A 22,640-nucleotide genomic window follows, 5' to 3' on the forward strand; every position below is an offset into this window, starting at 1 on the left:
TTCACCGTTGCGTCGTGCCGAACCAGAGTATACTCAGACCGTACGATGCGGCCGCTTTGCCCGCGACGTCGGTCTCGCATCGCCGGGTTGCGGATGTGAGGCGTTCGGCGTCGATGCGGAAGAGTCGAAGGTTCCCACGCCCGAGTTCGACGGGTTCGCTCGGTTGCCCAGCAGGGTGGTTTCGGGTACGGGGTGGAGGGGTAGGAATGACTCCGAAACGTTCCGATCGTCAACCGGGAGGGAAGCGGAACGAGAAACCGAGAAAGCAGGCAACGTTCGAGAGCGAGGCCACCGAGGAAGCGACCCCACCGACCGGAGAGGTGGTCGAGCCGGAGCGTGCGCTCGAGCCGGTCGAGGGTGAGGTGATCGAGGCGGAGCCGCTCCTCAGCGACGAGGAATTAGAGGATCTCTTCCGGAACGATCCGGCGCTGGCCAGCGATCCGCTCCGGCTCTACCTGCGCGAGATCGCCGAAGCACCGTTATTGACGCCGGAGGAGGAGGTGGAGCTGGCGAAGCGGATCAAGGAAGGCGATACCGAAGCGTTGCAGCGCTTCGTCCGCTCCAACCTGCGTCTGGTCGTGAGTATCGCCAAGCGGTACGTCGGGCGTGGGCTCTCGCTCCTGGACTTGATCCAGGAGGGGAACATCGGACTCATGCGTGCAGTCGAGAAATTCGACTGGCGGCGAGGTTACCGTTTCAGCACCTATGCGACCTGGTGGATCCGCCAGGCGATTACCCGGGCCATTGCTGACCAGGGGCGAACGATCCGGCTTCCGGTGCACATGACCGATTCGATCACCCGTTACCACCGTGCGATGACCCAACTCGCACAAGAGTTGGGCCGGCAGCCGACGCCGGAGGAAATCGCGGAAGCGATGAGTGTTCAGCCCGAGAAGATCGCCCAGATCGTTCGGGCTGCCCAACGTGCTGTCTCGTTAGATCAACCCCTGAGTGACGAGGACGAAACGAGTCTGGGTGATCTCATCGCTGACGAGCTGACGCAGTCCCCCGAAGAACTCGCCGAAGAGTCCCTGATGCGGCGCGATATCGCCGAAGTCCTCGAGATGCTTTCTCCGCGGGAACGGCTCGTCCTCCAGCTCCGCTACGGTCTCTCCGACGGTGAGCCTCGGACGTTGGCCGAGGTGGGTGACCTGCTCGGAATCAGTCGCGAGCGCGTGCGGCAAATCGAGAACGAAGCCTTGCGCAAGCTGCGTCGCATCGCCCGTGAGCGACTGGCCGAGTACTCCGCTGGTATCTGACCTGAAAAGGGAAATAGTGGGGCCCGCCCGTAGGTGGGCGGGACAGCAGTTGGCCGACGAGGGTGCGGATCAGGCGTGCCGGTGACCGTTCGTCGAGAGCATTCCGACCGGGTGTGGTGCGAGCACCCACTCGATCAGCGCCATGCGGAGCGGTACACCGTTCCGGGCCTGACGGAAGTAGGCAGCACGGGGATCCGAATCGATCGCAGGATCGATCTCCCCGACACGGGGCAGCGGGTGCAGGACGATCGCGTGCCGAGCCAGTGCCTGCATGAGTCGCTCATCGATGACGAAACGGCCACACGCTGCAGCGTATTCTTCGGGATCGCTGAAGCGCTCGCGTTGGATGCGCGTTTGGTAGAGAACGTCGAGCTCTGGAGCGATCGCCTCGAGATCGCCCGTTTCCTCGACCTGGAGGCCAGCTGACCGCAATTCTTCAACTAGAAGCGCGTCCATCCGTGTCACTGGCGGAGCGACCAGATAGAGCTTCGTCCCGACTGTCTGGGTCAGGAGGCGGGCGAGCGAACGAGCAGCACGGCCGAAGCGCAAGTCACCGACGAGCGCGATCGTCAGCCCATCGATCCGGCCGCACTCGCGCCAGATGGTGTACAGGTCGATCAAGGCTTGCGTCGGATGCTCGTTCGCACCGTCACCAGCGTTGATGACGGGTATATCGACCACGGAGGCTGCCCGGGCAACCGATCCCGCGACTGGGTGACGGATCACGACGAGATCGGCATAGCCAGCTACGACACGAGCCGTGTCTTCGATCGATTCACCCTTTGCGGCAGACGAGGTGGAAGCGGCGTATTCCGCTGAGATGACCGAGCCGCCCAGTCGGGTCATCGCCGCCTCGAAGCTGAGGCGCGTTCGGGTACTGGGCTCGTAGAAGAGCGTTGCCATGATCGCCCCGCGGGCGACCGGTGCGATTTCCCTCGGCGGGAGTGCGGCGAATTCATCAGCCCGGTCGAAGAGAGCGAGCAGGAACCGTCGATCGAACTGGGCGACACTGAGGACATGCTTCGTCTCGAGTCTCACGCGCAACCTCCTTCTCGGCACACTGATAGGCGCGCACGCTCGACTGCGGCGCGAACGCCCTTCTTCTCGGGGGGAGGTTGCCTGTTCGGTGGAACCCATAGCCGATGATACTCCACTGTCACTGCCCGTGCAAGGAGTGTCCGGCGGGCACAGCGCATCCGTACGCGGTCCGTGAGAAGCTCAGGACGATGTCGCTCTGGCGCGTGGCGATCGTGACCGTTTCCCGGTACAATCGCGCGAAGAGCGACTGGGCTCCAGAGCAGCACCTATCGTACCGATACAACGAGTAGGACACCGATGAGCGCGGGCGATTCGTACGACAGCTGGGGATCCGGGTTGAGTCGATCGGTACACATCGCGACCGTCCGTGGTGTAGCTGTGCGGGTGCACCCGACATTGTTGTTGATCGTGCCGTGGGTGCTCTGGCACTGGGGCGATCGGAGCAGCGATCCGCTGCGTGGTGCGCTTTTCGGGGTCTTCGTTTTGGTCGCGGTCTTCGTGAGCGTCGCTGGCCACGAGTTGGCTCACGCCCTGGTCGCCCATCGATACGGTCTAGCTGTGTGCGACATTACCCTGTTGCCGATCGGCGGGCTGACCCGCATCGAGCAGGGGCCGCTCCCGCCGCGCCGAGAAGCAGCCATCGCCCTGGCTGGCCCGGTGCTCAATGGCCTCTTGGCACTGGGCTTGTTCCCGTTCGTCGCGAGTATGGTCATGCTGCGCGATCTCACCACTGTGGAGAAGATCGCCGGTCTGCTCTCCGAGACGAGTATGACGAGCCTCCTCGTCTTTACCATGATCAGTAACCTGTTGTTGGCGGTGCTGAATCTTCTGCCGGCTTTCCCGATGGATGGTGGACGAGTGCTGAGGGCATGGCTCTCCACCGTCTCCGAACGTTCACGTGCGACCCGTGTCTCCGTCGCGGCCGGTTATGTCGTCGCACTGGCCTCGCTGACACTCGGTGTGTGGTTCCGCGATCCGACACTGCCGGTGGCCGGGTTGTTTCTCGCGGTGGCGGCCTTCCTGGAGCAACGGACGCTCGACCTGGAGCAGGCGATGCAGCGCCTACCGGTCGGCCAGTTCGCTGTCTGGGACAGCGGTGGTGTCCTGCCAACGGAACCGCTCGCTCATGCGCTGCAAGGGGGCCCGCGCGATGTCGCGGTCGTCGAGGGAGGAGTGGTCGTTGGTATGCTCTGGCGCGAGACGGTCTTGCGCCATGCACATATCGCGCATCTCTTGCGAGTGAGTGACGTGATGGACCGGTCGTTCGTCACTGTGAGCCCGGAAACGTCCGTCTACGAAGCGCACCGGCGTATGCTCGCGAGCGGGCGTCCGGCGGTTCCTGTCGTCGATCCAGGGAACCGGTACCGAGGTATCTTCACGAGTGACCGGCTGGCGCACGTCTATCGCTACCTGCAAGCGCCGCGCCGGGCACTGACACCCTGGGTGCTGGTAGCCCGGGCATTGGGTTTGCTCAGCCGGTAGGAAATGGTGAGGACACGAGGTGCGGGAGTGAGCGGCGGGCGAACGTTCGATCCCTGGTTCGAAGGATCGCCGTGGCGTGAGTTCGTCGAGCAGTTCTTCGGTGTTCCGGCGCATCGGCCAGCACCGACGGTCAGCGGTATCGGCGTACCGGTCGATATCGCTGAACTCGGTGATGCGTACGTCGTGTATGCTGTGATCCCCGGAATCGACCCGACCAGCGTGGATCTCCAGGTCGAAGACGACCGCCTCGTGTTGCGCGGCGAGATCGAGGAGCCCGAGATCGAAGGCCAATGGGTCAGTCGAGAGCGACGGTATGGGCGATTCCAACGGACGGTCGTCCTCCCTGGCCCAGTCGATCCCGAGGGGGCTGAGGCCCGGTACGAACGTGGTGTGCTCATCGTCCGTCTGCCGAAAGCGTCACGAGCGCGGGCCCGTCGGATACCAGTGCGTGGCGGCTAGCCGCTCGGCTCGCTGATCGCTTCTTCCGACCACACCCCAATCGCGCGATAGCGTGCCCATCGCAGGCGCCGCAGGTGCTCCGGACCGCGCTCTTGCCAGAGTCGCAGGAGTTCCGACAGGTGCCGCTCGAGCACCGATCCGACGCGCCGGATGACCCCCATCGCATCGAGGTGAGCTGGTACCGGCTCCGGTATGACCTCGTCGGCGATACCGAAGTGGTAGAGATCTTCCGCAGTGATCCGCATCGTTTCCGCAGCGTCGGGGGCGCGGGCTGCCTCGCGCCACAGGATGGCCGCACACGCCTCCGGAGAGGCGACTGCAAAGATTGCATTTTCCAGCATGAGCAACCGGTCACAGACCGCGAGCGCGAGTGCTCCACCGCTGCCCCCCTCGCCGATGACGATACCGAGCGTGGGAACTCGGAGACGGAGCAGCGTTTGCAAGCAGGAGCTGATCGCCCAGGCCTGACCGCGTTCCTCCGATTCGAGTCCGGGATCCGCTGCAGGAGTGTCGATGAACGTGATCACTGGTAGCTCGAACTTTTCTGCGAGTTGCAGGATACGGATCGCCTTGCGGTAGCCTTCCGGTTTCGGCATCCCGAAGTTCCGGGAAACGTTCTCAGCGGTGCTCGCCCCTTTCTGGTGACCGAGGACGACAACTGGTTCTGACGCAAAGCGTCCGATCGCAGCGACGATCGCTGGATCATCGCGGAAGAGCCGATCGCCATGGAGTTCGCGCGGTTCGTCGAGCAGCTCCGCGATGTAATCGAGCGTGTGCGGGCGGGCGAGGTGGCGGGCGAGCTGCACGCGTTCCCAGGCGGTTCGCTTCGTCATCCAGCCAACTCCTGTCGCTTGACTGGCAGAGGCGAGGACTCACTACGGCGACCGGACAACAGCTCGACGAAGTAGGCAAGATCTTCGCGGAGGCGGTGGCGTGGGACGATCGCGTCGATCATGCCGTGTTCCAGGAGGAACTCCGCACTCTGGAATCCGGTCGGAAGCTTTTGCCTCGTCACCTGCTCGATGACCCGCGGGCCGGCAAAACCGATCATCGCGCCTGGTTCAGCCAGGATGAGATCAGCGATCGTGGCGAAGCTCGCTGTCACCCCGCCATAGCACGGATCGACCAACACCGTGATGAAGGGAAGCTTCGCTTCGCCCAGCGCTTGCACGGCAACGATCGTCTTCGGCATTTGGAAGAGCGAAAAGACCCCCTCGTGCATCCGGGCGCCACCGGAACTGGCGAAGACAATGAAGGCTCGTCCCTGCTCGGCTGCTCGCTCAGCAGCACGCGCGAACTTCTCGCCGAAGACTGAGCCCATGCTGGCGCCCAAAAAGCCGAACTCGGCGACGGCCAGCGCGACCGGAACGCCGCAGATCGTCGCGGCACCGGTCACGAGTGCCTCGCGTTCTCCCGAGCGCTGGCGAGCCTCCCGGACCTTTTCCGGATACGGCTCGTCGAGGGCGACGAAGCCGAGCGGATCGGCTGTCACCAGGCTCGTGTCCCACTCGACGAAACTGCCGGGATCCGCGGTGAGCGCGATCCGTTGACGCGCGGAGAGTCGCGCGTGATAGTTGCAGCGTGGACAGACCGAGCGATTGCGTTCGAATTCGCGGGCATAGATGAGTTCACGGCAACGTGGACACTTGATCCAAAGACCGTCAGGCACAGTCGGTCCGAAGTAGTCGCGCTCTTTGTTGGCCGTGTTCCGTCTGCGGAGGCGGGGCCGCACGCTCGCTCCTCTCGGTAGGCCTGCCTGAGAGGCTATGATACACGGGGAAACGGTCAAGTACGGGCGGGGGAACACGATGAGCGATGTCGCCGTCATGATCCTGGCTGGTGGTCAGGGCGAGCGGCTCTCGATCCTTTCGCGCCAACGTGCCAAGCCCGCGGTACCGTTCGCCGGGAAGTACCGGATCATCGACTTCGCGCTGAGCAACTGTGTCAATTCCGGGCTCTACGATGTCGCGGTGTTGACACAGTACCGACCGCATTCGTTGAACGAGCACATCGGGCACGGTCGGCCTTGGGACCTCGATCGAGAGCGAGGCGGTGTCGTCATTCTGCAACCGTACCTCGGCCGCTCGACCTCGGGCTGGTACCGTGGAACAGCCGACGCGGTCTACCATAACCTCTTTTACATTACCCGCCGCCCATACCGTGACGTGCTGATCCTCGCCGGCGACCACGTGTACGCGATGGACTATCGGCCGATGATCGCGTGGCACCGCGAGCGGGGTGCAGCGGTGACGATCGCCGTGCAGCCGGTTCCGTGGAACGAGGCCTCGCGCTTCGGTGTCCTGGTGACGGACGAAGACGGCTGGGTCATCGACTTCGAGGAAAAACCGGAACGTCCACGGTCGAATCTCGCATCGATGGGAATCTACCTCTTCCGTCGCGATGTATTGCTGGATCTCTTTACGCGCGAGCATCCGGACGCGCCGGAGTTCATCGACTTCGGACGCGACGTCATTCCGTATCTGATCCGGACGGACACAGTCGCGGCGTACCGCTTCGAGGGCTACTGGCAAGATGTCGGTACGATCCAGTCGTACTGGGAAGCGAACATGGCCTTACTCGATGATGAACCCAAGTTGAACCTCTACGACCCGAACTGGCGGATCCACACGCGCAGCGAGGAACGGCCGCCAGCGAAGATCCTCGAGGGCGCACAGATCGTCCGGAGTTTGGTCTCGCACGGCTGCATCATCCGTCAAGCGACAGTGATTCGTTCTGTACTTTCACCAGGGGTGATCGTCGAGGATGGGGCGATCGTACGCGACTCGATCGTCATGACCGATTCCGTGATCGGTCGTGGTGCTATCGTGGATCGATGCATTATCGACAAGCACGTCCGGATCGGCGCGGACGCTTACCTGGGTTGGGGTGACGACAACACCCCGAATTGGTTAGAACCGACGCGACTCAACACGGGGATCACGTTGGTCGGGCGAAACGCGGTCATTCCACCGGGTATTCGAATTGGCCGGAATGTCCTGATCGGACCAGACGTGAAGGAAAGCGACTTCGCGAGTCCCGTGGTCTCCAGTGGCGAAACGGTCAACCCGGTCGCGACCGTGGTATGGTCGTGAGCGGTGAGCCGGGGGCAACCCTGGTCCATGGGGCGTTACTCGTGTGCGTACCGTGCTGGAGAGCGAAAACGTCGTTCGCACCGGTCGTGAGTCGGTTCGCTCGCACGGGCAGCAACCTTTTCGTCCGTTTGAACGGAAGGTCAGCGTCTGGTTGACGCATGTCTCTCGTGTGCTCGCCCTGCATCGCCCGTTCCGGCTTGGACGGAGAGTGGCCGAAGGCGAGTGACGCGTATGGCGGAGCGGTAAGGAGGAGACCAGGATGCCCTGTTCTTACGATGGTGTGCCGAGTAGCATCGAGCAACGGTCGATCGTCTGGCTTCCCGATGCTGTCGGTGCACTGGACCCAGAGACACAGCGTGCGTTCTTCGATCTATACGATCTGGATGTCACGGTGGGTGAACTCGTCTTGCCGAATCACATGCGGACGTGGGTCGAGCGTTACTTCGGTTCGACGGAAGCTGTCGTCCGCCAGCGGATCGTCAAGGTAACGAATCGCTGGACGCTCGATGCGACGCTGTTCAATGAGCTCAGAGCAAGGCGTCCGTTGGAGGCTCGCATACCGGCGGAACTCGCCGACGAGCTGGCACGGACGGCGCCCGATCCGTTCTGCGAGCCGGAGTACAACACGCCGGAGGATGTGTTCGGGCGTATTCGGGGTCATCATGTCATCACGGCGAGTAACATCGCCAAGTACGATGGTCTGCATGGGGTCATCGTCTTTCGCGAACACGATCCGCTCGCATTCGACAGCGAAGTCGTGAGCGAGATGGTGGCGGTCGCGCGGGAGTGGTTCGCGCGTGCGCACGCAGTCGACACGAACGCAGTCTACCCGCTGTTCATGTGGAACTGTCTCTGGAAGAGCGGTGCATCGATTCCCCACGGGCACGCGCAGGTCAGCCTGACCCGGCGGATGCATTATGGGAAGGTCGAGCGCGAGCGTCGAGCCGCGGAGGCGTATCGGCAACAGACGGACCGGGGGTACTTCGACGATATCTTCCGTATCCACGAACGGCTCGGGCTCGGTCGGTGGGTCAACGGGGTGCGTGTCTACGCGAGCCTCACACCGCTCAAAGAGAAGGAAACCGTGCTCCTGGCTCCGGCCTTCGATGAGGAACTGGCTCAGGTGATGGGCCAGGTGGTGCGCTGCCTGGTGGACGAATTGAACGTCACCTCGTTCAACCTGGTGGCTTGGCTGACGCCCCTGGCAGCGACACCGGAAGACTGGTCGGACATGCCAGTGGTCGTGCGGGTGGTCGATCGCGGCGATCCGCTGTCGCGCACCTCGGATTTCGGAGCGATGGAGCTGTATGCAGCGAGCGTCGTCGCGAGCGATCCGTTCCGAGTTGCCGAAGTGCTCTGGCGGTGTCTGGCACGGTGAGGCTGCGGGACGTACGGAACAGAATGTCGTTGTCTGGGCTCCGTGCTGCAGAGGAGGGCTGGAAGGTGCGGCGATACTGCTGGACGACCGGGAGTGTGGTGGGCGGCCACCACGTGTAACCTGGTGGATGCCTGAAAGCGGAGAAGGGATTGACGACGACGGTCGACGCAGTACAATGGTGCCGTTCTCGGAGCGTCGGTCGAGTCGGAACAGCCAGATCGTGTCATCGTTCGGAGGAGGAACTGAGCGAGGGGGTGAGGCAAATGTTAGAGGAAGTGCGGAACAGTGCGGCGGTCGGTGCGACGAGTGAGGAGGGGACGGTCATGGATGAGCTGCGACAGCTGGAACAGGCGGCTCGATCGGGGAAGCTCAATCGGCGCGAGGTGCTCAAACGGGCGGCAGCGCTCGGGCTGAGTGCGCCAGTGATTGCATCGCTTTTGGCAGCATGCGCCCGAGGCGAAGCGACGCCGACAACCGCTCCGGCTGCGCAGACGCCCGCGGCCCAGACACCGGCAGCTGGAGCCAGCCCGACACCTGCTGCCCAGGCATCACCCACGCCTGCACCAGCTGCGCGCCGTGGTGAGGGTGGCCTCGTGAAGCTGCTCTGGTGGCAGGCACCGACGATTCTGAACCCGCACCTCGCGCAGGGTACGAAGGACTTTGATGCGTCACGCGTTGTCCTGGAACCCTTGGCGGACGTGAACGACAAAGGTGAACTGGTGCCGATTCTGGCAGCGGAGATTCCATCGGTCGAGAACGGCGGTGTGAGCAAGGATGCCAAGACCGTTACCTGGAAGCTCAAGCAAGGCGTGAAATGGTCGGACGGTCAACCCTTCACGTCGAAGGACGTGAAGTTCACCTATGAGTACGTCATCAATGAAGCGACGACGGCCACCACGATTTCCAACTACACGGTTATCGAGTCAATCGAGACACCGGATGACTACACGGTCGTGATTCACTTCAAGAACCCGAACCCTGCCTGGATGAACGTCTTCGTCGGACCGTACGGCATGATCTTGCCGGAGCATGTGCTTCGCGACTACGTGGGCGAGAAGGCGCGGAACGCGCCGTTCAACCTGAACCCCGTCGGCACGGGGCCCTACAAGGTCAAGGAGTTCAAGCCGGGTGATGTCGTCGTTTACGAGATGAACGAGAACTACCGTGAGCCGGACAAACCGTACTTCGCCCAGGTGGAGCTGAAGGGTGGCGGTGATGCCACGACTGCTGCCCGGGCCGTCCTGCAGACGGGCGAAGTGGACTACGCCTGGAACCTCCAGGTCGAGGCACAAGTACTGGACCAGCTGGAAAAGGCCGGCGTCGGTGTCGTCGAGGTCATCGAGGGGGTGAACGTCGAGCGGATCCTCATCAACATGACCGATCCGCGGAAGGAGGTCGACGGCGAGCGCTCGAAGCTCGGGGTGCCGCATCCCTGGCAGTCGGATCTCCGCGTGCGCCAGGCCTATGCACTGGCCTGTCAGCGTGACGTGATCGCCAACACGTTGTACGGTCGGGCAGGCAAGGCGACCTCCAACATCCTCGTGGCTCCCGCGCGGTTCGTTTCCAAGAACACCTCGTGGAAGTTCGACCTCGACCAGGCCGCCAAGCTGCTCGACGAGGCTGGTTGGACGAAAGGGCCGGACGGTATTCGGCAGAAGGACGGCGTCCGGATGGAGATTCTGTATCAGACGTCCATCAATCCGGTGCGCCAGAAGACGCAGGAAATCATCAAGAATGCGTTCGAGCAGCTCGGCATCAAGGTCGAACTGAAGTCGATCGAAGCCTCAGTCTTCTTTTCTTCTGATCCGGGTAACCCGGATACCTATGCGCACTTCTATGCAGATATCGAGATGTTCACGAACGGACCGTCTTCGACCTATCCGTTGGACTACATGGTTTCCTGGTATGGGAAGGAAGACAACATCGCGCAGAAGGCGAATAACTGGTCTGGGAACAATATCGAGCGTTGGCAGAACGAGGAGTACGATAAGGCCTACGAGCAAGCGCAGGTCGAGCTCGATCCCAAGAAGCAGGAAGAGTTGTTCATCAAGATGAACGATCTGGTCGTCAACAATGTCGTCGTGATTCCACTGGTGCACCGGAACAGTGTGAGCGGCCGAGCCAAGAACCTGACCGGGCTCGAGCTCTCGCGTTGGACAGACGAAACGTGGAACATTGCCAGCTGGAGACGCTCGAGCTAGTGGTACCGCGGCGGGGGCGGGGCAACTGCTCCGCCCCTGAACCATGTGGTATGGGGTGAGGAGCGCGGGGGATGACACAATATCTGATCCGCCGGATTCTCATCTCGATTCCGACTCTGATCGCGATCAGCATCGTGATCTTCACGATTCTGGCGCTGGCGCCCGGTGATCCGTTGGCCGAGCTCGCGATGAACCCAGCTGTGCCACCGGAGGTACGCCAGCGCATCCGCCAGAGCATGGGCCTGGACGACCCGATACCCGTCCGCTACGTGAAGTGGGCGTCGTCGATGTTGCGGGGTGACTTCGGTTATTCGTTCCGGTCCAAGTCGCCGGTCATCGATCTCATCCGCCAGCGACTGCCAACGACGCTCTACGTGATCGGGACCGCGTATGTTCTTTCGGTTCTGATCGCCATCCCGGTCGGCGTCCTCTCGGCGATCCGACAGTATTCGATCTTCGACAATATCGCGACGACCCTGGCCTTCATTGGGTTCTCGTTGCCGACCTTCGTGACCGGTATTTTGTTCATCCTCGTTTTCAGTGTGAAGCTCGGCTGGCTGCCGATGATCTACCGCACGACGATCGAGACAGAGGGGCTCGCTGGCCTGTGGGAGAAGATCAAGCAAGCGCTCATGCCGATCATGGTCCTCGCCCTGTTCGAGACGGCGGCCCTGGCGCGGTACACGCGGGCCGCGATGTTGGAGACGATCCACCAGGATTACGTGCGGACGGCGCGGGCCAAGGGACTGAGCGAACGGGCGGTGATCTTGCGCCATGCCCTGCGCAACGCGCTCATCCCAGTCGTGACGATCGTCGCGCTGAGCATCCCGGGAATCTTCACAGGGGCAGTGATCACCGAGCAAATCTTCCGGGTGCCGGGCATGGGATCGCTGTTGATCAGCGCGATCCGCGATAACGACACACCGGTGATCATGGCGATCACCATTATCTTTTCAGCACTCGTCGTTCTCTTCAATTTGATCGCGGATATCTTGTACGGTGTCCTCGATCCACGGATTAAGTACGAGTGAGGGCCGACGACGCCTCAACGGGGGTGGATGATGTCGGAGATGACCGAGCAGCGCCGGACCATGGCTCCGGCAGAGGTTGCCGCACCAGGAGCGGTGCTGTTGCCGCAGCGCAAGCCACGCTCACTGTGGAGCGATGCCTGGCGGCAGTTCCGCCACCACCGGCTGGCGGTAGCAGGCAGTTTCGTTCTGCTGTTCTTGGTGCTCGCGACGCTCATCGGGCCGTTCCTCTGGCCGATCCCCTGGAACCACTTCGACATGACCGAGGCGCTGCAGGGGCCCTCGCTCGCGCATCCGTTCGGAACGACCGATCTCGGACATGACATCTTCGCACGCATCCTGTGGGGCGGTCGTATCTCGATCGCGGTCGGTGTGGTCGCGATGCTCGTCGCGGTGGTTCTCGGCACGCTGATCGGTGCGATTGCTGGGTACTTCGGAGGGTTCCTGGACTCGCTTCTGATGCGCATTACCGATATGTTCATCTCGATTCCCAGCTTACCGCTCCTCTTGCTGATTACCTATTTGTTTCAGGATCGGATGAAGGCGATTTTCGGGATCGAGCTCGGCATGTTCTTGCTCATCGTGCTCGTCATCGGTGGTCTCAATTGGATGCCGGTGGCTCGCCTGGTTCGGGCCTCTTTCCTGTCGCTGAAGCAAAAGGAATTCGTCGAAGCTGCACACTGCATCGGGGTCGGGACTGGCGGGATCATTTTTCGCCACATTCTCCCGAACACGCTGAGCCCGGTGATCGTCGCCGCGACCTTGGGGGTCGCCCAAGCGATCATCACGGAATCGGCGCTCTCGTTCCTCGGTCTCGGGTTTCCGCCGGACATCCCGACGTGGGGGCGCATGCTGTACGATGGAATCAACTGGATCGAGTTCGCGCCGTGGATGGTGCTCTTTCCTGGCGGAGCGATCTTCCTGACCGTCTTGAGCATCAACTATGTGGGTGATGGCTTGCGGGACGCACTCGATCCGCGGCGAATGTATGCCGTCTGAGGAGCGTGTCGGTGGCAGGTGAGGGAGACCGCGAGCGATCGTCGGCTCTGGTTGCGGGACTGGCTGGCATTTCGTTGCGTTGTGGTCGCTGCGGGACAGCGATTGCAGCAGACCGTTCACCGGGGCGCTGCGGCTGCGGAGGTCTGTACGAAGTCGTGTACACCCGAGCGCCGGCGATCGATCTGCGCGCGTTCGAGCGACGGCTCGGCAGCTGGGAAGCACTCGATCGGAGCGGAGTCTGGCGGTACCGTGAGCTGTTGCCGCCCCTCCCGTCGGAGCGTATCGTCACGCGTCCTGAGGGGAATACGAATTTGTATTCCCATCCTGCGCTGTCAGCATGGACAGGGTGTACGAACCTGATCGTGAAGCACGAGGGCGAGAATCCGACCGGTTCCTTCAAGGATCGCGGCATGACCGTCGCGATCTCCCACGCCCGAGCAGTCGGCGCCCGGGCTGTCGCGTGTGCCTCGACCGGAAACACTTCGGCGTCGGTCGCAGCCTACGCAGCCCTGGCCGGGCTACCCAGCGTGGTCTTTCTTCCTGCTGGAAAGATCGCTGCAGGCAAGCTCGGCCAGGCGATCGCGTACGGTGCGCGTATCGTCCAGGTCGAGGGCGATTTCGATGCGGCGATGCAGCTCGTGGAGGCGGCCAGCAGCGAGCTCGATCTCTACCTCTTGAACTCGGTGAATCCGTTCCGCCTCGAGGGCCAAAAGACGATCGTGTTCGAGCTCCTGCACCAGCTCGCGTGGGAACCTCCCGATTGGATCGTGTTGCCCGGTGGGAATCTAGGAAATACTGCGGCGTTCGGTGCAGCGCTCGAGCAACTCGTCCGGTGGGGACTTGTCGCTCAGCTGCCGCGTCTCGCCGTGATCCAAGCCGAGGGCGCTGCACCGTTTTACGCGGCGTATCGAAGCGGCTTCGTGGAACTTCGTCCAGTGCGCGCCGAAACGGTCGCCACGGCGATTCGTATCGGCAATCCGGTCAGCTACGAGCGGGCCAGGCGGGCGATCGAGTTCACGCGTGGCGTGGTGGAGATCGTTTCGGATGAGGAGATTCTGGATGCCAAGGCGGTCGTCGATCGAGCCGGCATCGGCTGTGAGCCGGCCTCGGCGGCATCAGTGGCAGGCGTTCGCAAACTCGTCGCCCAGGGTGTGATTCGTCCTGGTGATCGAGTGGTCGCCGTTCTGACTGGTCACGTGCTAAAAGATCCGGATGCGATCATCGCCTATCATTTGGCTGGCGAGCGGCGTCCGCTCGCGAATCGCCCGGTGACGATTCCTCCCTCGCTGGCAGCGCTGCGAGAGGTGCTGGACGATGCAGGTTGAGGTGCGGGTGCCAGCATCGAGTGCGAATCTCGGCCCGGGTTTCGACGTCCTGGCGATCGCGCTCCGTTGGTACCTGCGCGTCCGGTACTCGCCGTCCGGTGGAAACGAGCTCGAGGTCGTAGCGGAGCCGGATCTTCGGGGCGGCCCCAATTTGGTTCTCGAAGCCATGCGGGTCTACGAGCAGGAATGCGGAGTGCGGCTTCCTGGTGGCGTCCTGCGTATCGATTCGGAGATCCCGGTCGCGCGGGGGCTCGGGAGCTCAGCGGCTGCGGTCGTCGCGGGGCTGGTGCTCGCCAACGAGCTTTGTGGACAACCAGTCGCACGTGGTGAACTTTTTCGCCTGGCTTGTGCGATCGAAGGACATGGTGACAACGTAGGCGCGGCGCTCTACGGGGGTGCCGTTTTGGCTGTCGATGGTCCAGACGGGCCGGTCGTAGCCTCGATACCGATCCGAGCACGGTTGGCTGCGGTGCTCCTGGTTCCAGACTCACTCGGTTACACCAGCGATGCGCGTTCGGTGCTTCCGCGCCGGATCCGGCGCGTGACGGCGGTGCGGACTGCTGCCCGGACGGCGCTGCTCGTCCTCGCCCTCACGACCGGACAGCCGGACCTGCTCGCGACCGCGATGGAGGACGAGTTCCACCAGCCGTACCGCGCTGTTCTCTATCCGCATCTCGAGGAAGCGATTGCAGTCGCTCGCGACGCTGGGGCATACGGTGCGGCATTGAGCGGAGCTGGCCCAGCCGTCATCGCGCTCGTCCACCCGGCACGGGTGGAGGACGTCCGCCGTGCGTTTGCCGCGTTGATCGCACGGCGCGGTTATGCCGCCCAGGCCGTCGTATTACCGATCGACGAAGAGGGGGCGCGAGTTATGCAGTCACCAGTCGAATCGATCGGTTCGCGGCCCGAAAGGGCGAGCGCACCGGAGTGACGCTGTTGACCGAGCCAACGCACTCTCCACGCTGCCTCTCCCATTGAGCCCCGCGAAAAGAGAGCTACTCACTGTCTTGCGAGAGAGCGAGAGGAGCACAGCTGTCGTCGACCGGCGGCGCTGTGACTCGATGTCATCGGCCGAGGTTCCTTCCCTGGGGTGACGCAGTAGGGGCGTTGGCTACGCTGGGCGAACCGAGCTGTACAATAATTACCGGGGTTGTTCAAACAGATCGCCACGGGGCCCGTCGAGGGAGGTGGAAACGGAGGTGCGCCATGGAGTTCGGGACGTTCCTCCTGATGCTCGCGTTGAGTTACGGTTTCGGGGTGCTCTGGTACGATCTGCTTCCAGGGCGTCTTCCCGAGAAGGTCTGGCGGGTGGCGGCTTACCCGTTTCTCGGTATCTGGATCGCTGAGCAGCTGCCCGCCTTCGGACCCTCGTTTGGCGGACTCCATCTGGTCCATACCGTCATCGGCTCGTTGGTTGCGGTTATCGTCGACTGGGTCATCAACCAGGCACGGCGACCAGCAGTGGTGCAGCAGTTCGAAGCACGAACCGCCTGATGTCTCGCTGACCGCGACGGGCCTCGTCGGCGAGCGAGCCCCAGAACAGCTTTCTGGGGCTCGTTTGGTATACTGGCCACGCTCGCGGCGATAGGGCCGCGTAGTGTGTCGTTCCTTTCCGCGCTGTCGCCGACCGGGTGAGGCAACGGCCCGGCTTTTGAGTACAGCGCGAACCCATGGGAAGGAGGTTTCCGTTGCCGCGTTACGAGCCAGAGCCGCGGAAATACGAACTCATGGTTTTGTTGCGTCCGGATCTCACGGATGAGCGACTGGAAGCGGCTATCGAGCGGATTCGGACGATGATCGCCGACCAGGGTGGAACGGTGTCGTTCGAGAAGCGCGATACCCCGTGGGGTCGGCGTCGCCTGGCTTACCCGATCATGAAGTTCCAGGAAGCCTTTTACGTGCTCTTCCAACTCGTTTGCCCGCCGTCGAAGGCGCGCGAGATCGAACGCGAACTCCGACTCAACGAACAAGTGCTGCGACATCTCATGGTACGCCTTGACACGTGAGATACGCCGGAAACGAACCGGAGGCCCGGGGGGTACGATGTCACGCGGACTGAATCGCATCGAGCTCATCGGTAACGTGGGCCGCGACCCCGAAATGCGCTATACGCCGTCCGGGGCTCCGGTCACACAGTTTCGCCTCGCGGTGAATTCGTTCCGCCGCAGCGGTGATACTGGGCAAGCTATCGAGGAGACCGATTGGTTTACCGTGGTGTGCTGGAACCGGCTGGCTGAGTTCGCCGACCAGTACATCCGGAAAGGCACGAAGGTCTACGTGGCGGGGCGGTTGCGGATCCGGCGCTTCACGGGAAACGACGGTATGGAGCGCACCGCCGTCGAGGTGGTCGCCCGGGAAGTGCTGTTGCTCAGTCCGCGACCGGCCGATGTGCCGGCTCCGACAGGGTTGCCGACCGAGGAAGAGGTTCCGGCACCGGATCTGCCGCCCGATTTGTCGTTCGACGACGAGGATCCATGGAACGATCAGGTACCATTCTGATCCACGGTGAGGGGTGAGGAAGCGATGACCGAGGAACTGCAGCCGACAGGTGTTGCGGACAATGGCGCAACGGAGGTGCCCGAGGCGCAACAGGAGCAGGCTGCCGAAGCGTCTCGACCCAGTCGAGCGGCGACACGGTATTATCCGCGCAAGAAGGTCTGCGCCTTCTGTATGGATGGCATCAAGCAAATCGACTACAAAGACTTCGGACGGCTCCGTCGGTACCTGTCGCCGCAGGCGAAGATCGAGCCACGCCGTTCGACCGGCACCTGCGCCAAGCACCAGCGGCAGTTGGCACGGGCGATCAAGCGCGCGCGTCACCTCGCTCTGCTGCCGTTCGTACCGGAGCGATGAGCGGTACCTGCTCGGTTTCCCCTGGGCAGGATCGTTCGGCCGCTGAGGAGCGAGGTGGCGCATGCAGGAGCGCATCAGGCGATGGCTGCCTGGTCAGCGCGCAGCAGGGCAACGCGGCGCGCGCTCACGACGGTTGCCCCGGCGTGAGCGCGAGCGTCTTCATGAACGAGCTGCCTTGATCGGCGTGGCGTCGGTGATCGCCGTCGTCGCGCTCTTGTTGGGCGGCGGCGCGGTGTATCAATACTGGTATCTTCCTCGCCAGGTTATCGTCGAAGTCAATGGGGAGCGCGTAACGCGGGGCGACTACTGGAAGATGCGCAAGCTCGAACTGCTCAACCAGATCAGTCAATACCAGCAGCTCGCGAACTTGACCACAGGGCAGCAGAGTACCCAATACCAGCAGCTCGCAGACCAAGCGCGTCAACAACTCGAGACGGTCGAAAAGGATCCGATCAACCAGCCGACGGTGGAACAGATGGTCGACGATCTGATCGTCGTACAGCGCATGGGTCAGCTCGGCGTCTCGATCGATCCGAAGGAGCTCGAGGAATACACGCTCAGCTTGTTCAGCAGCGTTCCACTATTGACCCCGACCCCGACACTCGGTGTCGATCCGACTGCTGCCGCTTGGGCAACGGCGACCGCAGCCGTAACGCCGACTCCGACGCCGACACCGACGCCAGAACCGGGAGTGACGCCGACACCGAGTCCCACCCCGACCCCGACGCCGTCAGTGTCACCAACGGCGACACCCACCGTGCCGCCGGAAGAGGCGCGGGCCACGGCAACTGCCGTGATGGCTGAGTATCGCGACACTGTCCTCGATCAAGCTGGTCTGTCGTTCGACGACTTCAAACGATTCGTCGTGCGACCACTGCTGGCACGCGAGAAGGTCCAACGAGCCTTGGAGGAACAGATTCCGTTGCGTGGCGAGCAGGTGCACGCACGACATATTTTGCTGACCACACGAGAGGCTGCCGAACAGGCGCTCGCGGACATCCAAGGTGGTGCAGACTTCGTGACTGTCGCGAGGGAGCGGTCGATCGATAGCGATACGGCACCGAACGGCGGCGATCTCGGCTGGCTGCCGCGCGGCTACATGCCTCCGGAGTTCGATGATGTGGCGTTCAGCCTTTCGCCTGGCGAGGTCGGGGGTCCGGTGCAGACGATCTACGGGTGGCACGTCATCCAGGTGTTGGAGCGCGATCCGGATCGGCCGATCAGCTTGCGCATGCTGGAAACGTTGCGCTCACGCGCTTTCCAGCGCTGGCTTGATGAGCAACGCCGGACGTCGACGATCGAATGGCATTTGGGGCTGACTCCGGTTCCGACACCGGCGACGCAGCCGTTCGTTGCCCCACCGGACGCACCACCAACGCCGACGCCGACCCCGACTCCGACACCGGCGGCCGGAGAGACACCAGCTGCGACGCCGACACCCTGATGGGGGCCAGGCCAGCAGGCACGGGAGGCAAGCAGGGATGCGCGCACCACCGATGATCCATTTCCGCGCGCGAGCTGCCCCATCAGCCGGTGGGCTTATCGGCCTGGGACTCTTCCTCGCGCTCGGGGCGACAGCGGTGCTCGCTGGTCTCGGGCTGGTCGGGTTAACCCGTTCGAGTTTGCCACCTCTCGCCCTCTGGCTGGTGTTCCTGGTGTGCGGTGGCGCGACAGCGCTCGTCGGCTATCTCCTCTTCGCGTACTTCTCCATCGGTTACGATATCACCGATGATTCGATCCGGATCCGCTGGGCGAACCGCATCGAAGAGATACCCGTGGATCGGCTGAGTTATGCCGGGCCGGCAGCTCCGTTACTCGGGTCGGTGCGGCACGCCTGGCAGCCCTTTTGGCCCGGCTACTACGTTGGCTGGATCCGCGCTCCCTTCGGTCGGGTGCGGGTGGTCGCGACGCAACCGACGAGTCGCCAGCTCCTTCTTTCCACGGATACACGTCACTGGGCGATTTCCCCGGCACAACCCGTTCTCTTTTTGGAACATATCGCGACGGTACGGCGACGACAGGCGCGTGGCACGGCACAGCCGGAAATCGCTGGCAGGGAACAGCTCGCCGCCGCGGGCTGGACAGCCGCGTTCCCGACGGTCGGGGACGTCGCGTCGGCGGGAATGGTGCGCGAACGCCCACGCGTGCTTCGCCCAGCGTTCCTGCGGGATCGGGTTGCGGTCGGTCTGCTCGTCGTCTCCGGAGCGCTGCTCCTCGGACTTGTCGGGTATCTCATCGTACGGTACGAGACACTACCCGAGACGCTCGTTCTCCATTGGAACGCCTCGGGACTTCCGGATCGAATCGGGACACGACGTGATCTCTGGTTGTTGCCGTTCGTTGCCCTCATCGTCACGGTCGCGAATGTCGCGCTCGCCTTGTTGGCCGAGCAGCTCGAAGCGTTCGCGGCACGCCTCATTCTCGGTGGGACGGTCATCGTTCTCATCCTGACGTGGGTCGCACTCCTGACGATCACGCTCTGACTCCATGCGAGGGGGCAGCCGTGGCGAATGCGATTACCGTAGGGCGTGTGGTGCTTCTGTTCATAGGAATCGCGCTTCTGTACACCGACCAACGGTGGTCGCTCGTCTTGGCCTGGGTACTCCTGCTCGTGGTCTTCGCTGGTGATGCGCTGGATGGAATCGTGGCGCGCCGACGCGGCACGACGACCGTGTTCGGGGCAGTCTTCGACATCGCCGGTGACCGAGTGGTCGAGAATGCGCTGTGGATCGTGTTCGCTGATCTCGGCCTGATCGGTGTCTGGGCACCGCTGCTGGTGATGACCCGAGGCTTTCTGGTCGATGGGTTGCGTAGCGTCGCGCTCCAAGCGGGACGAACACCGTTCGGCGAGCGGACGATGGCGCGGACGCGCCTGACGCGGTTCTTGACTGCCTCACGCACGATGCGCGCAGCGTATGGCGTAGCCAAGCTGGTGGCTTTCTTGTTCTTGGCTGGCGTCGTTGTGGAGCGACGCACGGGGTTTCCGCTGCTCGGTGCGCTGTTCCGTTCTCCTGCGCTCGTTGGTATCGGCTGGCTGGCTGTCTATGTCACGCTGCTCCTCACGGTCGCGCGCGGTGTTCCAGTCCTCGTCGATGCCTGGCCGTATCTCCGCTGGAATCCGGAGCGCGTTGGAGACAGCGGCGTTCCCGATCCGTCGGCAGGATGACGAATGGTGATCGGTTCCACGCTGTCGCTCGCACCACACTCGTCCGGTGTGGTCAGGTGCTAGCTGACTTCGCCGGCTCGGTCGCGTTCTGGCTCTGTCCACGCTATCGACATGCTGCGGCATGCAATCTGGCCCAGGTGCTAGGGGAGCCCCCCTACTCACCGGTGGTGCGTCGGGCCGTGCAGGGTGCCTTCCGGGCGAGCGCGCGCAACTTCTTGGCACTCCTCACCTTGCGGCTCGCCAGCGGTTTTTGGTCTCCATCTGTGGAACTCGAGTGGAGCGATGGAGTGCCGCGCGTGGGTGAAGGTCCGATTGTCTTCGTTTCCGCACATCTTGGCCCGTTCGACGTTGTTGCAGCGCTTCTGTCCAAGCGCGGCTACACGTTCCTCGTCCTGGCAGAGCCGATGCGTCCGGTGTGGCTCGATCGCTGCGTCCGCTGGTTGCGCGGACATCGGGGCGTGACCCTGGTGTCGCCGTCGCCTGCTGGCTTCCGAGCGGTGATCCGTGCCCTACGCTCAGGAATTCCGGTTGTCTTTCTGATCGACCGGGCGAGTGAGCGCGCTGGCCGGTCGATTCGCTTTTTCGGAAGGGCAGCGTGGTTCTCGGACGTTCCGATTCGGCTGGCGCGGCGTTTCGGCTGCCCCGTCGTTCCTGTCTTCGCGCAACGAACCGGGTACGGCTATCGCGTCAGTGTGGCGCCTGCGATCGACCTGGCAGCCAGGGATGAGGCGCACGTGACGGAACTCGGGGCGCTCGAACAGGTGGTTGCCCAGCTCGAACAGGCGATCCGCGCGGCTCCCGATCAGTGGCTGGTCTTTCGTCCGGTCTGGTCGGTCGAGTCGGTTCTCTGAGAGTTTCGCCTGGGCGCGGTGCGGAGGGGAGCGACCGGCTCGGCCCAAAGATCGTACGGCTCGGCGTGGGTAATACGGACCGGCACGATCTGGCCGATAGGTAGCCGGCCGGGGACGAAGACGAGGCCGTCGACCTCAGGAGCATGGCGTGGAGCTCGGCCAGCAGCGATCGGTCGGCGACGGCCACGTTCGTCTTCGAGTTCACCCTGGCCTTCGATGAGAACTGGGAGTACTTGCCCGATGAGCGCTCGGTTCTTCTCGAGAGAGATGCGCTGCTGCAAGGCCATGAGTCTGGCACGTCGCTCCTCGGCGATGTCGAGGGATACCGGCGCACCGAGTCTGACGCTCGGTGTCGGCGATTCCGGCGAGTAGACGAAGACACCGACGTGGTCGAATTGCATTTCGGCAACGAATTCGTAGAGGCGATGGAAGTGCTCTTCTGTTTCTCCTGGGAAACCGACGATGAAGGTCGTGCGAAGCGTGACGTTCGGAAGACGCTCACGGGCATACGCGATGAGCCGGCGATAGAACTGTGGATCGCTCGGTCGCGCCATCGCGCGGAGGATGGTCGGGTCGGCGTGCTGGAGCGGGATATCGAGGTAGGGGACGCACTGCGGGAGTTCAGCCATCGTGTCGATGAGTCGGAACAGCAATGGCGTCGGATAGAGGTACAACAGGCGAAGCCATGGTAGTTCAGGCACCTGTTCAGCGATCAGGCGGAGGAGGCCGGGGAGACCATCGCGAATCCCGAGGTCAGCACCGTATCGAATAGTGTCCTGGGCGACCAGGACGACTTCCTTGCTGCCGGTATCGACGAGTTCCCGGATCTCGCGGACGACGTCCGATGGTCGCTTGCTGACCTGGTTGCCCTTGATGAGAGGGATCGCACAAAAGGAGCAACGATGGTCGCAGCCGTCCGCGATCTTCACATAGGCGCTCGGTCGGGCTGTCGGCAATCGATGGAAACTCGGAAAGACGGCCTCGTCGGCGCGCACACTCGCAATGGGGAGACCGAGCAGTTCAGCGACCACAGCATCGATACGTGTCCACTCGCGGGTGGAGAGCAGCGCGTCGACTCCTTCCGGAACCTCCCGCCGGTGTTCGTCGAGACTGACCATACAACCAGCGGCGATGACGATCTGGTCGGGTCTCCGTTTGGCCAGCAGACGCTCGATCGCGGCGCGTGACTCCGCGCGTGCGGCAGCCAGGAACCCGCAGGTGTTGACGATCAGGACTCGTGCCTTCCGTGGGTCGTCGGTCGGCTCGAGTCCCTGGGCGATCAGGCGCTGGGCCATACCCTCAGAGTCGACCTGATTCTTCGAACACCCGAGTGTCACGATATGGAAGCGGATCGGTGGCGTCATCGTTACTCCCCATGCGTCTCCTTCGCTCGTCCGAGCAAGTATGCCCAGACATGGCCGGTACTCCCAGTCGTGAAACGCGAGATGGCAAGGCGTGCTCATCGTGTAGATCACTGACGAGTCATGATCGGGTCGGGAAGCGCATGGT

The 22,640-nt window shown here is 63.0% G+C and carries 22 protein-coding genes; 18 read left to right on the forward strand and 4 right to left on the reverse strand.

Annotated features, from left to right (window positions below; all coding sequences use genetic code 11):
- The first annotated feature begins 206 nt into the window (after positions 1-206).
- The gene (locus tag OO015_RS08170) at positions 207-1,259 is read left to right on the forward strand and encodes a sigma-70 family RNA polymerase sigma factor (protein WP_265940738.1); all 1,053 of its coding nucleotides are present in this window, start codon (positions 207-209) and stop codon (positions 1,257-1,259) included.
- 69 nt (positions 1,260-1,328) lie between these two features.
- On the opposite strand, the gene pyrB is transcribed toward OO015_RS08170, so the two are convergent.
- Positions 1,329-2,297: an aspartate carbamoyltransferase gene (gene pyrB, locus OO015_RS08175; protein ID WP_265940739.1), complete on the reverse strand. Its 969-nt coding sequence runs from the start codon at positions 2,295-2,297 to the stop codon at positions 1,329-1,331.
- A gap of 297 nt (positions 2,298-2,594) precedes the next feature.
- On the opposite strand from pyrB, the gene OO015_RS08180 reads away from it, so the two are divergent.
- A complete protein-coding gene (locus OO015_RS08180; RefSeq protein WP_265940740.1) occupies positions 2,595-3,779 on the forward strand; it encodes a site-2 protease family protein in 1,185 nt (394 codons plus the stop codon).
- A gap of 27 nt (positions 3,780-3,806) precedes the next feature.
- Complete coding sequence (locus OO015_RS08185) at positions 3,807-4,238, forward strand: Hsp20/alpha crystallin family protein (RefSeq protein WP_265940741.1); 432 nt, start codon at positions 3,807-3,809, stop codon at positions 4,236-4,238.
- Here the strand turns inward: OO015_RS08185 and OO015_RS08190 are convergent.
- The gene (locus OO015_RS08190) at positions 4,235-5,071 is read right to left on the reverse strand and encodes an acetyl-CoA carboxylase carboxyltransferase subunit alpha (protein WP_265940742.1); all 837 of its coding nucleotides are present in this window, start codon (positions 5,069-5,071) and stop codon (positions 4,235-4,237) included. The genes OO015_RS08185 and OO015_RS08190 overlap by 4 nt on opposite strands.
- A complete protein-coding gene (accD, locus tag OO015_RS08195) occupies positions 5,068-5,970 on the reverse strand; it encodes an acetyl-CoA carboxylase, carboxyltransferase subunit beta (RefSeq protein WP_265940743.1) in 903 nt (300 codons plus the stop codon). The genes OO015_RS08190 and accD overlap by 4 nt, the downstream gene beginning before the upstream one ends.
- A 76-nt stretch (positions 5,971-6,046) precedes the next feature.
- Here accD and OO015_RS08200 point away from each other — a divergent pair, with 76 nt between their 5' ends.
- The 15 genes from OO015_RS08200 (at position 6,047) to OO015_RS08270 (ending at position 21,131) form a co-directional block, all read left to right on the forward strand.
- Positions 6,047-7,330 carry a glucose-1-phosphate adenylyltransferase gene (locus OO015_RS08200; RefSeq protein ID WP_265940744.1) on the forward strand — a complete coding sequence of 428 codons (1,284 nt, stop codon included), beginning with the start codon at positions 6,047-6,049 and terminating at the stop codon, positions 7,328-7,330.
- 259 nt (positions 7,331-7,589) lie between these two features.
- Positions 7,590-8,708, forward strand: coding sequence for a hypothetical protein (locus tag OO015_RS08205; RefSeq protein WP_265940745.1), 1,119 nt, complete (start codon positions 7,590-7,592; stop codon positions 8,706-8,708).
- A 263-nt stretch (positions 8,709-8,971) separates the two neighbouring features.
- Positions 8,972-10,909 carry a peptide ABC transporter substrate-binding protein gene (locus OO015_RS08210; protein ID WP_265940746.1) on the forward strand — a complete coding sequence of 646 codons (1,938 nt, stop codon included), beginning with the start codon at positions 8,972-8,974 and terminating at the stop codon, positions 10,907-10,909.
- A gap of 71 nt (positions 10,910-10,980) precedes the next feature.
- The gene (locus tag OO015_RS08215) at positions 10,981-11,940 is read left to right on the forward strand and encodes an ABC transporter permease (RefSeq protein ID WP_265940747.1); all 960 of its coding nucleotides are present in this window, start codon (positions 10,981-10,983) and stop codon (positions 11,938-11,940) included.
- Between the two features lie 60 nt (positions 11,941-12,000).
- Entirely contained in the window at positions 12,001-12,936 is a 936-nt protein-coding gene (locus OO015_RS08220; RefSeq protein ID WP_416236596.1) for an ABC transporter permease, read from the forward strand.
- A gap of 11 nt (positions 12,937-12,947) precedes the next feature.
- Positions 12,948-14,261, forward strand: a complete 1,314-nt coding sequence (gene thrC, locus OO015_RS08225; protein ID WP_265940749.1) for a threonine synthase — start codon at positions 12,948-12,950, stop codon at positions 14,259-14,261.
- Positions 14,251-15,192 carry a homoserine kinase gene (thrB, locus tag OO015_RS08230; protein WP_265940750.1) on the forward strand — a complete coding sequence of 314 codons (942 nt, stop codon included), beginning with the start codon at positions 14,251-14,253 and terminating at the stop codon, positions 15,190-15,192. The genes thrC and thrB overlap by 11 nt, the downstream gene beginning before the upstream one ends.
- A 275-nt stretch (positions 15,193-15,467) precedes the next feature.
- Entirely contained in the window at positions 15,468-15,755 is a 288-nt protein-coding gene (locus OO015_RS08235) for a hypothetical protein (RefSeq protein WP_265940751.1), read from the forward strand.
- Between the two features lie 194 nt (positions 15,756-15,949).
- Positions 15,950-16,267 (forward strand): 30S ribosomal protein S6, encoded by a 318-nt coding sequence (rpsF, locus tag OO015_RS08240; protein WP_265940752.1) that lies wholly within the window; start codon positions 15,950-15,952, stop codon positions 16,265-16,267.
- Between the two features lie 37 nt (positions 16,268-16,304).
- Positions 16,305-16,760 (forward strand): single-stranded DNA-binding protein, encoded by a 456-nt coding sequence (locus tag OO015_RS08245; RefSeq protein ID WP_265940753.1) that lies wholly within the window; start codon positions 16,305-16,307, stop codon positions 16,758-16,760.
- Positions 16,761-16,784: 24 nt separating this feature from the next.
- Positions 16,785-17,114, forward strand: coding sequence for a 30S ribosomal protein S18 (gene rpsR / locus OO015_RS08250; protein WP_416236573.1), 330 nt, complete (start codon positions 16,785-16,787; stop codon positions 17,112-17,114).
- A 61-nt stretch (positions 17,115-17,175) separates the two neighbouring features.
- On the forward strand, positions 17,176-18,558 hold the full coding sequence (locus OO015_RS08255) for a peptidylprolyl isomerase (protein ID WP_265940754.1): 1,383 nt from the start codon (positions 17,176-17,178) through the stop codon (positions 18,556-18,558).
- A gap of 37 nt (positions 18,559-18,595) precedes the next feature.
- Complete coding sequence (locus tag OO015_RS08260) at positions 18,596-19,597, forward strand: DUF1648 domain-containing protein (RefSeq protein WP_265940755.1); 1,002 nt, start codon at positions 18,596-18,598, stop codon at positions 19,595-19,597.
- Between the two features lie 20 nt (positions 19,598-19,617).
- Positions 19,618-20,280: a CDP-alcohol phosphatidyltransferase family protein gene (locus OO015_RS08265; RefSeq protein WP_265940756.1), complete on the forward strand. Its 663-nt coding sequence runs from the start codon at positions 19,618-19,620 to the stop codon at positions 20,278-20,280.
- A complete protein-coding gene (locus OO015_RS08270) occupies positions 20,277-21,131 on the forward strand; it encodes a lysophospholipid acyltransferase family protein (protein WP_265940757.1) in 855 nt (284 codons plus the stop codon). The genes OO015_RS08265 and OO015_RS08270 overlap by 4 nt, the downstream gene beginning before the upstream one ends.
- Here OO015_RS08270 and rimO read toward each other — a convergent pair.
- Positions 21,083-22,495, reverse strand: coding sequence for a 30S ribosomal protein S12 methylthiotransferase RimO (gene rimO / locus OO015_RS08275; protein ID WP_265940758.1), 1,413 nt, complete (start codon positions 22,493-22,495; stop codon positions 21,083-21,085). The two genes, OO015_RS08270 and rimO, sit on opposite strands and share 49 nt — an antisense overlap.
- Positions 22,496-22,640 lie beyond the last annotated feature (145 nt).

The sequence above is a fragment of the Thermomicrobium sp. 4228-Ro genome (assembly GCF_026241205.1).
Classification (GTDB): domain Bacteria; phylum Chloroflexota; class Chloroflexia; order Thermomicrobiales; family Thermomicrobiaceae; genus Thermomicrobium.